The sequence below is a fragment of the Pantoea sp. JGM49 genome (assembly GCF_018257655.1).
Classification (GTDB): Bacteria; Pseudomonadota; Gammaproteobacteria; order Enterobacterales; family Enterobacteriaceae; genus Pantoea; species Pantoea communis.
This window is the reverse complement of record NZ_JAERJM010000011.1, coordinates 178,632-191,155: the sequence shown is the minus strand read 5'-3', so window position 1 is coordinate 191,155 and position 12,524 is coordinate 178,632. Positions and strand designations below refer to the sequence as shown.

Here is a 12,524-nt window from a genome sequence, read left to right as displayed (position 1 = left end):
TCAACGCCAGATCAGCAGTACACAGGCGGCAGTGAGCGCACCCATCGCCAGGTTGAAGATTTTCCACGCGCGCGGGCTGCGCAACAGACGGCCAATCAGCGAACCAAATCCCATCCAGATAACACCGGATACCACATTGACCAGCGCCATACCGATACTGATGGCGATCACCGAATGCAGATACGCATCGCCCGCCAGGCTAAAGCTGGCTACCGCGCCCAACGCCATCAGCCAGGCTTTTGGATTGATCAACTGTAGCAGGCCACCCTGCCAGAACGGCATCTGCTTGACGTTGGCATCTTCAGTTTCCAGCTTCTCGTACTCCGCGGTGGCAATTTTCCACGCCAGCCACAGCAGGTAGAGGCTACCGGCAATCTTCAGCACTATATGCAGAGAGGGATAAAGCAGGATCAAACCACCGATGCCAAATGCCACCATCAGCAACATGACTTGCATACCAATCATGATACCAATGAGCAGCGGGATGGTGCGCAGGAAGCCAAAATTAGCACCTGAGGCGGTAAGTAACATATTATTGGGCCCCGGCGTGATGGCCGCGACCCAAAGAAAACCCAACATTGATAAAAAAAGACTCAGTTCCATGTATATTCGGGTGCTCCTCACCCAGTAAAGCGGACAACCCATCGAAGCTATCAGCGAGTTATGCATCAGACAAGCCTTTACCCTAGCTATTTTGATCGCCTGAACGGCGAGCGATTTACACCGCTGCGCGGATTCAGTAACGCGCATCTGCAAACCCTGCTGCCGCGCATACTGCGTCGGCGCGTAACCCTGCGTCCGCACTGGCAGCGACTTGACCTGCCAGACGGCGATTTTGTCGATCTCGCGTGGAGCGAAGATCCGGCACAGGCGCGTCACAAGCCGCGCATGGTGATGTTCCATGGTCTGGAAGGCAGTTTCCGTAGCCCGTATGCGCATGGCCTGATGCAGGCGTGTCAGGCGCGTGGCTGGCTGGCGGTGGTGATGCACTTTCGTGGATGCAGCGGCGAGCCGAATCGTCTGGAGCGCATCTATCATTCCGGTGAAACCGAAGATGCGACCTTTTTCCTGCACTGGTTGCAACGCGAATGGGGCACGGTGCCGACTGCAGCAGTGGGCGTTTCACTCGGTGGCAATATGCTGGCCTATTTATTGGGCATGCAGGGGAATGATGTGCCGGTGGATGCCGCCGTCGCCATCTCGGCACCCTTTGCGCTCGAACCCTGCAGTGAAAAGCTCGATGCTGGCTTTTCTCGTTTCTATCAGCACTATTTACTGACCAAGCTGAAACAGAACGCTACGCGTAAACTGCTGGCCTGGCCCGGCACACTACCGGTGGAACTGAGCCAGCTGCGCGCATTTCGCCGCATTCGTGAGTTTGATGATGCGATTACCGCACGGGCGCACGGTTTTCTGGATGCCAACGACTATTATCAACGTGCCAGCGCTATGCCGCTGCTCACGGGCGTGCGCAAGCCGCTGCTGATCATCCATGCCAAAGACGATCCCTTTATGACCGATGCGGTCATCCCGCAGCCGGCGCAACTGTCGGCTTCCATTGAATATCAGCTGACACAACAAGGCGGGCACGTCGGCTTTGTTGGCGGTACGTTAATGAAGCCGAAAATGTGGCTGGAACAGCGTGTGCCTGACTGGCTTTCAACCTATCTGGATGTGTGATCGTGATTATTCCCTGGCAAGAACTTGAAGTCGCAACACTGGAAAACCTGATTGAAACTTTCGTGCTGCGCGAAGGCACCGACTATGGTGAGCAGGAGCGCAGCCTGGAACAGAAAGTCGCCGACGTGCGCCGCCAGCTGGAGCGCGGAGACGTTGTGCTGGTGTGGTCGGAACTGCATGAATCCGTCAACATTATGCCGAAAGGCGAGTTTCGCGGTTAATGCACCGCGCAGTAATTCGTGGTAACAATGCTCATCGCCCGACTTCACAGGGAGTTCTGTTATGTCAGCCAGGCATCCAATCATTGCCGTGACCGGTTCCAGCGGTGCCGGTACCACGACCACCAGCCTCGCCTTCCGTAAGATTTTCCAGCAGCTGAATCTGCATGCTGCGGAAGTGGAAGGTGACAGTTTTCACCGTTATACCCGTCCAGAAATGGATATGGCGATCCGTAAGGCACGCGATCTGGGCCGTCATATTAGCTACTTCGGTCCGGAAGCCAATGACTTCGGGCTGCTGGAACAGACGTTTAAGCATTACGGAAAAACCGGGCTAGGTGAATCGCGCAAATATCTGCACACCTACGACGAAGCGGTGCCGTGGAATCAGGTGCCGGGCACCTTTACGCCCTGGCAGCCGCTGCCGGAAAACACTGACGTGCTGTTCTATGAAGGATTACACGGTGGCGTGGTAACACAGCAGCACAACGTCGCCGAGCATGTCGATTTGCTGGTCGGCGTGGTGCCGATTGTCAATCTGGAGTGGATTCAAAAGCTGGTGCGCGACACCAGCGAGCGCGGCCATTCCCGTGAAGCGGTGATGGATTCAGTGGTGCGTTCAATGGAGGATTATATCAACTTCATCACGCCGCAGTTCTCGCGCACCCACATCAACTTCCAGCGTGTACCTACGGTGGATACGTCCAACCCATTTGCCGCACGTGAAATTCCGTCACTCGATGAAAGCTTTGTGGTGATTCACTTCCGTGGACTGGAAGGCATTGCTTACCCTTACCTGCTGGCGATGATCCAGGGCTCGTTCATTTCGCATATGAACACGCTGGTGGTGCCGGGCGGCAAAATGGGGCTGGCAATGGAGTTAATCATGACGCCACTGGTGCAGCGGCTGATTGAAGGTAAACGGATTGAATAATCCAGAAATTTTGTAGCGGCGGCCGTTTGGCCGCCCACTTATGTTATCGCTCAATCACTTCGTAACTGTGCGTCATTTTCACACTATTGCCGAGCATGATCGCCACCGAGCAATACTTCTCCGCCGACAGATCGACGGCCCGCGCCACCGCTTTATCGCTTAGCGCTGTGCCGCTAACGATAAAATGCAGGTTGATTTGCGTAAAAATACGTGGCGCTTCTTCACGGCGCTCGGACGTAAGTTTCACCTCGCAGTCAGCCACATCATTTCGGCCTTTTTGCAGGATCGATACCACGTCAATCGCGCTACAGCCGCCTGCTGCCATCAAAACCATCTCCATCGGGCTTGGCGCTTTGTCACCCGAGTTACCGTCCATTAATACCTGATGGCCTGATGAGGATTCTCCGAGAAAGGTCAGCCCTTCCACCCATTTCACTCGTGCCTGCATTATTCTTTCTCCTGAAGTGGCGGTTTTGCCGCCAGAGTACGCTTTCACCTGATAAACAGCAATCCAGACTCTTCCGCCTGTTGCTGAAGCGAGACAACAGAAGACAGCTTGCAAAAGCTGTGCTACAAACAGTGCTGAAAATATTTTCGTCATCACAGACGAAGGCGGGAAGAATCAAAAGCGTAGCTTAAGAATCACCCGGAAATAATTTTCCTTTACTGGAAACGCTCGACGATTACACCGCCTGACAGGGAAAACTGCCCCCTGTGTTTTGGGCACGATTACAACAGAGGATAATAGCGAATGGTTCTCGGCAAACCGCAAACAGACCCTACACTCGAATGGTTCCTGTCCCATTGCCATATTCACAAATATCCGTCCAAAAGCACGCTCATCCATCAGGGTGAGAAAGCGGAAACGCTGTACTACATCGTGAAAGGTTCCGTTGCGGTTCTGATCAAAGATGAAGAAGGCAAAGAGATGATCCTCTCCTATCTCAATCAGGGAGACTTCATCGGCGAACTCGGCCTGTTTGAAGAAGGCCAGGAACGTAGTGCCTGGGTACGTGCTAAGACTGCCTGCGAAGTGGCTGAAATTTCCTACAAAAAATTCCGTCAGCTGATTCAGGTAAACCCGGATATTTTAATGCGACTTTCGTCGCAAATGGCGCGTCGTCTGCAAGTCACTTCCGAGAAAGTGGGCAACCTTGCCTTCCTCGATGTGACGGGCCGTATCGCGCAAACACTGCTTAATCTGGCGAAACAACCCGATGCGATGACGCACCCCGACGGGATGCAAATCAAAATCACCCGTCAGGAGATTGGTCAGATCGTGGGTTGCTCACGCGAAACCGTGGGTCGTATCCTGAAAATGCTGGAAGATCAGAACCTGATCTCCGCACACGGTAAAACCATCGTCGTCTACGGCACCCGCTAATTTCTTATCACCCACGGCGTGATGGCAACATCGCGCCGTTTTTGTTTGCGATGAGCTGATGTGGCGCCGAATCATCTATCATCCTGAGGTCAACTACGCACTGCGGCAAACGCTGGTGCTGTGCCTGCCTGTGGCACTAGGCTGGCTGTTTGGCGATCTGCAAAAAGGCCTGCTGTTCTCCTTAGTGCCTGCCTGCTGCAACATGGCGGGTCTTGATACACCGCATAAGCGCTTCTTTAAACGCCTGATTGTTGGCGGCTCACTGTTTGCCACCGCCAGTTTTCTGATCCAATTTCTCACCAGTGACGCCATTCCGTTACCGCTGATCCTGTTTGTGCTGCCGCTGCTGATAGGCGTGACCGGCGAAATCAGCCCGCTGCACGGCCGCTTGTTGCCCGCAACGCTGATTGCTGCCATCTTTAGCCTCAGCCTGGTAGGACGCATGCCCATGTGGGTGCCGCCGCTGCTGTATATCGGCGGCACGCTATGGTATGGCCTGTTTAACTGGTTCTGGTTTTGGCTGTGGAAAGAGCAGCCGATGCGCGAAACGCTCAGTCTGCTATATCGGGAACTGGCGGATTATTGCGATGCAAAATACACCCTGTTGACGCAGCTTACCGATCCCGAGAAAGCGCTGCCGCCGCTGCTGGCGCGTCAGCAAAAAGCCGTTGACCTGATCACCACCTGCTATCAGCAGATGCACATGCTCTCTGCCAGCCGCGATAACAGCCACAAGCGCCTGACGCGGGCTTTCCAGGTGGCGCTTGATTTGCAGGAGCACATCTCGGTGAGCCTGCACCAGCCGGAAGAAGTGCAAAAGCTGGTCGAGCAGAGTCACGCCGAAGCGGTGATCCGCTGGAATGCCAAAACCATCTCTGCGCGTCTGCGCCTGTTGGCCGATGCCATTCTCTATCATCAATTGCCCGATCGCTTCCACATGGAAAAGCAGCTCGGCGCGCTGGAAAAAATTGCGCGCCAGCATCCCGACAATCCGGTGGGCAACTTCTGCTATTACCATTTCAGCCGCATCGCCCGCGTGCTGGGCACCCAGAAACCTTTATACACCCGTGACCTGATGGCCGATCGCCAGCGCCGTTTGCCGCTGTTCCCGGCGCTGCGCAGCTATCTTTCGCTCAAGTCCGCTGCATTGCGCACCGCGGCTCGTATTTCGGTGATGCTGATGTTCGGCAGTGCGCTGGCGCTGTTCTTTAATATTCCCAAGCCTTACTGGATTCTGATGACCATCATGTTTGTCAGCCAGAATGGCTACAGCGCCACACGAGTGCGTATCCAGCACCGTGCGCTGGGGACCTTTGCCGGATTGCTGATCGCCGCAGGATCGCTACGGCTCGAAGTGCCCGAATCGATCACCCTGCTGTTTATGCTGGCCATCACCCTCGCCAGCTATCTGGTCACGCGCAAGTATTACGGCTGGTCGATGATTGGCTTCACCGTGACGGCGGTGTATTCGCTCCAGCTGTTGTCGCTGAACGGGGCGCAGTTCCTGTTGCCGCGCATGATGGATACCCTGATGGGTTGCCTGATCGCCTTTGCCGGTATGATCTGGCTGTGGCCACAGTGGCAGAGCGGATTACTGCGCAGCAACGCGCATGATGCGCTGGAGGCTTATCAGGAAGCCTTGCGGATGTTGCTGGGGCCGGAGCAATCTCCTGAAAAGCTGGCTTACCAGCGCATGAAGGTCAATCAGGCGCACAATGCACTGTTCAACTCACTGAATCAGGCATCGAGCGAACCGGGCTTCAACGCGCAGTACCTGAAAGATATGCGCATGTGGGTCACCCACAGCCAGTTCATTGTGGAGCATATTAACGCGATGACGATCCTGGCGCGTGAGCACACCATGCTGACGCCGAAGCTGGCGGAACGCTATCTGCAATCCTGTGAAATTGCGCTGCAGCGCTGTCAGCAGCGACTGGCGTATGACGGGCCAGGCAGTGACAGCAATATTCTGGAAGCGCCGGAGAATATGAATGAAGGGCCGGTAACGATTGTCGAGCAGCATGTGAAGCGCATCCTGCAACACCTGAATGTGATGCACACCATCTCTTCACTGGCCTGGAGCCAGCGACCGCATCACGGCCGCTGGCTGAAAGTTTTACGTCCGAAAGGATGATTACGCCGCCAGCACTTTCTCAATCGCTTTGGCGAAACGCGCCATGCCTTCTTCGATGTCAGTCGGCTCGATCACCAGTGACGGCACAAAACGAATCACATCAGTGCCTGCGGTCAGAACCATCAACCCTTCTGCTGCCGAGGCATTGAGGATATCGCGCGCCTTGCTGGCGTGCTGTGGCTTCAGCGCTGCGCCAATCAGCAAACCTTTGCCGCGAATCTCACTGAAAAGATCATATTTGCTGTCAATCGCCTGTAGTGCCTCAACGAACTGCTGACGACGGGCTTCCACGCCACCCAGCACTTCAGGGGTGTTGATGATGTCCAGAGCCGTTTCAGCAATCGCACAGGCCAGCGGGTTGCCGCCATAAGTGGTGCCGTGCACGCCCGGCGCCATCACTGAAGCGATTTCATTGGTGGTCAGCATCGCACTCACCGGGAATCCGCCGCCCAGCGCTTTCGCGGTGGTGATGATGTCTGGCTTGATGCCGTAATGTTCGTAGCTGAACAGCTTACCGCTACGACCCATGCCGCTCTGCACTTCATCCAGCACCAGCAGCGCTTTATGCTCATCGCACAGTGCACGCAGGCCCTGCATGAACTCTTGAGTTGCCGCCACCACGCCGCCTTCGCCCTGAATCGGTTCAACGACAATCGCGCAGGTGTGGTCATCCATCACCGCTTTCACCGCATCCAGATCGTTGAACGGTACATGCACGATATCCGCTGGTTTTGGACCAAAGCCGTCGGAGTATTTCGGCTGGCCGCCAACGGAAACGGTAAACAAGGTACGACCATGGAACGCATTGTGGAACGCGATGATTTTGCTTTTGAACGGGCTGTGTTTTTTGCAGGCGTAATAACGCGCCAGCTTAAAAGCAGCTTCGTTAGCTTCCGCGCCGGAGTTGCCAAAGAAAACGCGATCGGCAAAGGTCGCTGCAATCAGTTTGCTCGCCAGACGCAGCGCCGGTTCGTTGGTGAACACGTTGCTGGTGTGCCACAGGGTTTCGCCCTGCGTTTTCAGCGTTTCCACCAGCGCCGGGTGGCAATGGCCTAAAGCAGTCACCGCGATACCGCCGGAGAAGTCGATATACTCTTTGCCCTGCTGATCCCAGACTCGGCTGCCCTTGCCCTTTACCGGCACGAACTGCGCTGGTGCATAAACAGGCAAAATCACGTTATCGAACGTTTCCCGGGTTACCGCTAGTTTTTCCGCTGCCATTGCCGACCTCATTGGGTTATCTATTGAGCTGAAGTGAAATTATAATCACAAAATATGCATAAAAAATCATACGAAGGCAAACATAAGTTACGCGTTGAGGAAATTAGCCAATAGCTGATGGCCCTGCTCGCTGAGGATGCTCTCAGGATGGAACTGCACCCCTTCTAAGGGCAGCGTACGGTGGCGGAAGCCCATGATCTCATCGGGCTCGCCATCACGCAGGCTCCAGGCCGTGACTTCGAATTCTGCGGGCAGCGTATCGCGCGCCACAATCAGTGAATGATAGCGCGTGACGGTGAGCGGATTATTAAGGTTGCGAAATACGCCTTGATGGGTGTGCTGGATAACAGAGGTTTTGCCGTGCATCACCTGACGAGCCCGCACCACCTGCGCGCCATAGGCTTGCGCAATTGCCTGATGCCCGAGGCAAACACCGAGAATCGGTAAGCGACCGGCAAAATGGCGGATGGCATCCAGAGACACACCGGACTGATCCGGCGTACAGGGACCAGGTGAAATCACCAGATGCGTCAGCGGCAACGCATCCATCTCCGCCAGCGTGATGGCATCGTTACGCACCACGCGCACTTCTGCGCGCAGCTCACAGAAGTACTGGTAAAGATTCCAGGTGAAGGAGTCGTAGTTATCAATTAACAGCAGCATAGTGCCCTCAGGCCAGTCAAACCGCCGCTATTCTACGCATTTTACCGTGCGGGACTCACCACTTTCGCAAACTGTGTCGTCAGCGGTGCCAGATCGCCCGACACACCAGCAAACAGCGCGGTACGCCACGTTTCTCGTTCCAGCTTATCCCACGTCAACAGGTAACCGGCGTGCAGCGCCAGCTGTTCAAAGAAAATGCGCTGCGTGCGGCCATTACCCGCGCGGAACGGGTGTAATACGAAGATTTCACAATAATAATGCGCCAGCCGCGCGACAAACTCATCCTGCGTCAGGTTTGTCAGTTGTTGTTCATCTTCCAGCGCGCTCATCAGCGCATTGCCCTCTTTCTCGATGTATTCGCAATGGCAATAGGGTGTCTCATCACGCCAGATATCGATGCTGCGTAACTCCCCTGCCCAACTGTAGAGATCCTGAAACAGCGTGCGATGAATATGGCATAACCAGGGCATACCGGTGCTGCGCGGGCCGAGTTCCAGTGTCGCCAGGCGTGCAGCGCTAAACGCCAGCTCCGCTTTACGCAACTGCGCTTCATCATGAATATCGAGACGATTTTTCAACACCGTGTCGTTGTGCCAGACATAAGGGTCGCGCACGGCCAGACTGTTATCCGCCATATTGCCTCCTTAGTGACTCAAGTCGCTCTTCATACTGCTCAGCGCTGATATCGCTGAGTACGTAGCCGGCAAGACGGCAACTGGCCTGATAACTGGCCATGCGGCGCTGTTGCCACAGGGTGGCTTTCTGTTTTTCGGTGAGTTGGCTGGTCATTGCGCCTCCGACAAGCAATTTGCCCTAAGTATAAGAGCTAATTTTAGCTTTGCCGGAGAGCAGCAGAACGCGCCGACGAGTGCCGGCGCGTTAATTCATTAAGGCAGGACTTTCGCAGACAGGATAACAATCGGTTTTGACGGCACATTTTGGTACGGGCCGACATCTTTGGTTGGCACCTGAGCAATCTTATCGATCACATCCTGGCCTTTCACAACTTTACCAAATACCGCATAACCGAAGTCACGTTGACCGTGATCGAGGAAGGCGTTATCCGCGACGTTGAGGAAGAACTGGCTGGTCGCACTGTCTTTATCTGCAGTACGCGCCATAGAGATGGTGCCACGCAGGTTACGCAAACCGTTGTCGGCTTCGTTCTTGATTGGTGCCACGGTCTGCTTCTGCTGCATATCCGTGGTGAAACCGCCGCCCTGGATCATAAAACCCGGGATCACACGGTGGAAGATAGTGTTGTTGTAGAAACCGTTGTTGACGTAGTCGACAAAGTTTTTCACCGAAACCGGGGCTTTCTGGTTGTTCAGTTCGAGTTCGATATTGCCCGCAGAGGTGGTGAGCAGCACATGGGTATCCCCTTTGGCTGCCAGAGCGGTAGCGGATACAGAAGAGAGCGCTAACAGGGCGACTGCCGCTGTCAAAGTACGTTTAAACATGAAAGATTCCTTACCATGGAGTGCAAGCTCAAAAACGAGATCGATTGTAAAGAGCAAGTTATACAAGAGCCAGCGTTTTACCGATATTTACGCTGATGTTGCGATTGTCATACTTTTTGAGGTGCGCAATCATTTGCGTGACGAAAATCACACTATTAATGAAATATTTCGCGCTCGTTACACTCGTTGTTTATTAAGATCACAGTTGCATTTACAATTCATGACACTTTTTGCCAATCCCGGCGCATCACAGGTTCAGAAAATGACAAACCGTAATCGCATTGGCCTTACCTGGATCAGCTTTTTCTCCTACGCGCTCACCGGCGCGCTGGTGATCGTTACCGGTATGGTACTGGATAATATTGCCCAATACTTCCAGTTGCCCATCTCAGAAATGAGCAACACTTTCACCTTCCTGAATGCCGGTATCCTGGTCGCGGTATTCCTTAACGCCTGGCTGATGGTGATTGTGCCGTTGAAACGCCAGCTGATTTTTGGCTTTGTGCTGATGATCCTCGCGGTGGCAGGCCTGATGACCAGCCATAACCTGACCGTCTTCTCGCTGTGCATGTTTGTGCTCGGTGTGGTCAGCGGTATCACCATGTCGATCGGTACCTTCCTGATTACCCATCTGTACGATGGTCGTCAGCGTGGTTCGCGCCTGCTGTTTACCGACTCGTTCTTCAGCATGGCCGGTACCATTTTCCCGATCATCGCTGGCGTACTGCTGGCGCGCATGCTGCCGTGGTATTGGGTATACGCCTGCATCGGTGTGATTTATATCGCGATCTTCGTCCTGACGCTGATGGTGGAATTCCCGGAGTTGAAAAGCGAAGCAGCCGTACAAGGCGGCGAGAAAGAGAAATGGGGCATCGGCGTGTTGTTCCTGTCTATCGCGGCGCTGTGCTATATCCTCGGTCAGCTGGGCTTTATCTCCTGGGTGCCAGAGTACGCCACCAAATCGATGGGCATGGATATTGCGGCGGCTGGTCAGCTTGTCGGTAACTTCTGGACCGCGTACATGGTCGGTATGTGGGTGTTCAGCTTCCTGCTGCGCTTCTTCGATCTGCAGCGCATCCTGATGGTATTGGCGGCCCTGGCAACCGGTTTAATGTACTGGTTTGTCACCACCAGTGACGCCAGCATGCTGCACTGGATCATTATGATTCTCGGCTTCAGCTCCAGCGCTATCTACACCACCATCATTACGCTGGGCTCGCTGCAAACCAAAGTCTCTTCGCCGAAGCTGGTGAACTTTATCCTCACCTGCGGCACCGTCGGCACCATGCTGACCTTCGTGGTCACCGGCCCGATTGTGGCGAAAGGCGGCGCACATGCAGCGCTCTCTACCGCCAATGGCCTGTATGCCGTGGTGTTTGTGATGTGCGTGCTGCTGGGCTTTGTGACCAAACATCGCCAGCACGGCCATATTACGCACTAATCGATGACGTGCAGGGGTGAACGTTCACCTCTGTTGCCTGGCTCAGTAGCAAGAGAGTGCGCAGTGATGCGCACTCTTTTTTTATTCAGCGACTATCGTCGGAATGTCACCGCTTCCGCCTCACCCAAATAGATTTCACTGCTCGCGGGCTGCGTTGCCGCCACCACGCTTCCCTGCCGTATCGAATAGCGCACAGGCACTTGTCTGCGCACCGCATCAAAGCCACTTTGAGCCGGCAGAATAATCAGACTGGCATGGTCACCTACCGCCAGACCGTAATCCTTCAATTGCATCGTCTTCGCGCTGTTAGTGGTGATCAGGCTCAGGCCATTGTCGATCTGCTCGTAGCCCATCAACTGACAGACATGTAATCCCATATGCAGCACCTGCAGCATGCTGGCGGTGCCGAGCGGATACCAGGGATCAAACACATCATCATGGCCAAAGCAGACGTTAATATCGGCTTCCAGCAACTCCTTCACCCGCGTGATGCCACGGCGTTTGGGATAGCTGTCAAAACGGCCCTGCAGGTGAATGTTCACCAGTGGGTTAGCGACAAAATTAATCTTTGAAAGCTTCAGCAAGCGGAATAAGCGCGAGGTGTAGGCGTTGTTGTAGGAGTGCATCGCCGTGGTGTGGCTGGCGGTGACACGTTCGCCATTGCCATCACGATGTGCCAGTGCCGCCACGGTTTCGACAAAGCGCGACTGCTCATCATCAATCTCATCACAGTGCACATCCACCATGCGGTCATAACGGTTAGCGAGCGCGAAGGTTTTATGCAGTGATTCCACGCCATACTCGCGTGTGAACTCGAAGTGCGGGATGGCGCCCACCACATCGGCACCGAGACGCAATGCCTCTTCCAGCAGCGCTTCACCATTTGGATAGGAGAGAATCCCCTCCTGCGGAAACGCCACGATTTGGATATCGATCCATGGCGCCATTTCCGCTTTCACTTCCAGCATGGCTTTCAGCGCGGTGAGAGTAGGATCGGAAACATCAACATGGGTACGCACATGCTGAATACCGTTGGCAATTTGCCACTTCAGCGTCTGCTGTGCGCGCTGTTTGACATCGTCATGGCTAAGCAGCGCCTTGCGCTCCGCCCAGCGTTCAATGCCTTCAAACAGGGTGCCGGACTGATTCCAGGCAGGCTGCCCGGCGGTTTGCGTGGTGTCGAGATGGATATGCGGTTCGATAAAGGGGGCACTTGCCAGTCCTCCTTCGGCATCCAGCGCATCATCCTGCTGCGTGATTTGCGGTGGCTGGGGGCGTAATGCCGTTATTTTGCCGCCGTTGATTTCCATCTGCCACAGCCCCTGCTGGCCGGCCAGACGCAGGTTGTTGATCCACTTTAGTGTGCGATTCGCCATGCCTTCCTCCCGT

General features: G+C 54.7%; 14 protein-coding genes. 6 read left to right on the top strand and 8 right to left on the bottom strand.

The window, feature by feature from the left end; all coding sequences use genetic code 11:
• Positions 1-603, bottom strand: coding sequence for a LysE family translocator (locus JK231_RS18900; protein ID WP_211729243.1), 603 nt, complete (start codon positions 601-603; stop codon positions 1-3).
• Between the two features lie 60 nt (positions 604-663).
• Here JK231_RS18900 and JK231_RS18895 point away from each other — a divergent pair, with 60 nt between their 5' ends.
• The 3 genes from JK231_RS18895 to JK231_RS18885 all read left to right on the top strand — a co-directional run bounded on the left by JK231_RS18895 (position 664) and on the right by JK231_RS18885 (position 2,832).
• Positions 664-1,680, top strand: coding sequence for a hydrolase (locus JK231_RS18895; protein ID WP_097119698.1), 1,017 nt, complete (start codon positions 664-666; stop codon positions 1,678-1,680).
• A gap of 2 nt (positions 1,681-1,682) precedes the next feature.
• Positions 1,683-1,901 carry a YheU family protein gene (locus tag JK231_RS18890; protein WP_034820041.1) on the top strand — a complete coding sequence of 73 codons (219 nt, stop codon included), beginning with the start codon at positions 1,683-1,685 and terminating at the stop codon, positions 1,899-1,901.
• Between the two features lie 61 nt (positions 1,902-1,962).
• Complete coding sequence (locus tag JK231_RS18885) at positions 1,963-2,832, top strand: phosphoribulokinase (protein ID WP_034819573.1); 870 nt, start codon at positions 1,963-1,965, stop codon at positions 2,830-2,832.
• A 43-nt stretch (positions 2,833-2,875) separates the two neighbouring features.
• Here the strand turns inward: JK231_RS18885 and JK231_RS18880 are convergent, their stop codons facing one another.
• Entirely contained in the window at positions 2,876-3,280 is a 405-nt protein-coding gene (locus tag JK231_RS18880; protein WP_034819576.1) for an OsmC family protein, read from the bottom strand.
• A gap of 303 nt (positions 3,281-3,583) precedes the next feature.
• Here JK231_RS18880 and crp point away from each other — a divergent pair, with 303 nt between their 5' ends.
• Together crp and JK231_RS18870 are read left to right on the top strand one after the other, a co-directional pair.
• A complete protein-coding gene (gene crp / locus JK231_RS18875) occupies positions 3,584-4,216 on the top strand; it encodes a cAMP-activated global transcriptional regulator CRP (protein ID WP_000242758.1) in 633 nt (210 codons plus the stop codon).
• A 58-nt stretch (positions 4,217-4,274) separates the two neighbouring features.
• Complete coding sequence (locus tag JK231_RS18870) at positions 4,275-6,350, top strand: YccS/YhfK family putative transporter (protein ID WP_211729242.1); 2,076 nt, start codon at positions 4,275-4,277, stop codon at positions 6,348-6,350.
• Here the strand turns inward: JK231_RS18870 and JK231_RS18865 are convergent, their stop codons facing one another.
• The 5 genes from JK231_RS18865 to ppiA form a co-directional block, all read right to left on the bottom strand.
• Positions 6,351-7,571, bottom strand: a complete 1,221-nt coding sequence (locus JK231_RS18865; RefSeq protein ID WP_166936271.1) for an aspartate aminotransferase family protein — start codon at positions 7,569-7,571, stop codon at positions 6,351-6,353.
• An 87-nt stretch (positions 7,572-7,658) separates the two neighbouring features.
• The gene (locus JK231_RS18860) at positions 7,659-8,234 is read right to left on the bottom strand and encodes an aminodeoxychorismate synthase component II (RefSeq protein ID WP_160834622.1); all 576 of its coding nucleotides are present in this window, start codon (positions 8,232-8,234) and stop codon (positions 7,659-7,661) included.
• 41 nt (positions 8,235-8,275) lie between these two features.
• Positions 8,276-8,869 carry a putative adenosine monophosphate-protein transferase Fic gene (locus JK231_RS18855; protein WP_058960598.1) on the bottom strand — a complete coding sequence of 198 codons (594 nt, stop codon included), beginning with the start codon at positions 8,867-8,869 and terminating at the stop codon, positions 8,276-8,278.
• On the bottom strand, positions 8,859-9,023 hold the full coding sequence (locus JK231_RS18850) for a YhfG family protein (protein ID WP_097119702.1): 165 nt from the start codon (positions 9,021-9,023) through the stop codon (positions 8,859-8,861). Before JK231_RS18850 ends, JK231_RS18855 begins: the two co-directional genes overlap by 11 nt.
• Positions 9,024-9,121: 98 nt before the next feature.
• Positions 9,122-9,694, bottom strand: coding sequence for a peptidylprolyl isomerase A (ppiA, locus tag JK231_RS18845; RefSeq protein WP_034819591.1), 573 nt, complete (start codon positions 9,692-9,694; stop codon positions 9,122-9,124).
• A gap of 262 nt (positions 9,695-9,956) precedes the next feature.
• Between ppiA and tsgA the strand changes: the two genes are divergently transcribed.
• On the top strand, positions 9,957-11,135 hold the full coding sequence (gene tsgA / locus JK231_RS18840) for an MFS transporter TsgA (RefSeq protein WP_097119703.1): 1,179 nt from the start codon (positions 9,957-9,959) through the stop codon (positions 11,133-11,135).
• A 92-nt stretch (positions 11,136-11,227) separates the two neighbouring features.
• On the opposite strand, the gene JK231_RS18835 is transcribed toward tsgA, so the two are convergent.
• Positions 11,228-12,511, bottom strand: a complete 1,284-nt coding sequence (locus JK231_RS18835) for a cytosine deaminase (protein ID WP_160834623.1) — start codon at positions 12,509-12,511, stop codon at positions 11,228-11,230.
• Positions 12,512-12,524: the final 13 nt, after the last annotated feature.

Excerpts from the sequence above, each read along its gene's own strand:
- JK231_RS18900 (WP_211729243.1), bottom strand. The coding sequence starts at position 603 with ATGGAACTGAGTCTTTTTTTATCAATGTTGGGTTTTCTTTGGGTCGCG.
- JK231_RS18850 (WP_097119702.1), bottom strand. The coding sequence starts at position 9,023 with ATGACCAGCCAACTCACCGAAAAACAGAAAGCCACCCTGTGGCAACAG.
- JK231_RS18835 (WP_160834623.1), bottom strand. The coding sequence starts at position 12,511 with ATGGCGAATCGCACACTAAAGTGGATCAACAACCTGCGTCTGGCCGGC.
- tsgA (WP_097119703.1), top strand. The coding sequence starts at position 9,957 with ATGACAAACCGTAATCGCATTGGCCTTACCTGGATCAGCTTTTTCTCC.
- ppiA (WP_034819591.1), bottom strand. The coding sequence starts at position 9,694 with ATGTTTAAACGTACTTTGACAGCGGCAGTCGCCCTGTTAGCGCTCTCT.
- JK231_RS18855 (WP_058960598.1), bottom strand. The coding sequence starts at position 8,869 with ATGGCGGATAACAGTCTGGCCGTGCGCGACCCTTATGTCTGGCACAAC.
- JK231_RS18860 (WP_160834622.1), bottom strand. The coding sequence starts at position 8,234 with ATGCTGCTGTTAATTGATAACTACGACTCCTTCACCTGGAATCTTTAC.
- crp (WP_000242758.1), top strand. The coding sequence starts at position 3,584 with ATGGTTCTCGGCAAACCGCAAACAGACCCTACACTCGAATGGTTCCTG.
- JK231_RS18895 (WP_097119698.1), top strand. The coding sequence starts at position 664 with ATGCATCAGACAAGCCTTTACCCTAGCTATTTTGATCGCCTGAACGGC.
- JK231_RS18865 (WP_166936271.1), bottom strand. The coding sequence starts at position 7,571 with ATGGCAGCGGAAAAACTAGCGGTAACCCGGGAAACGTTCGATAACGTG.
- JK231_RS18880 (WP_034819576.1), bottom strand. The coding sequence starts at position 3,280 with ATGCAGGCACGAGTGAAATGGGTGGAAGGGCTGACCTTTCTCGGAGAA.
- JK231_RS18870 (WP_211729242.1), top strand. The coding sequence starts at position 4,275 with ATGTGGCGCCGAATCATCTATCATCCTGAGGTCAACTACGCACTGCGG.
- JK231_RS18885 (WP_034819573.1), top strand. The coding sequence starts at position 1,963 with ATGTCAGCCAGGCATCCAATCATTGCCGTGACCGGTTCCAGCGGTGCC.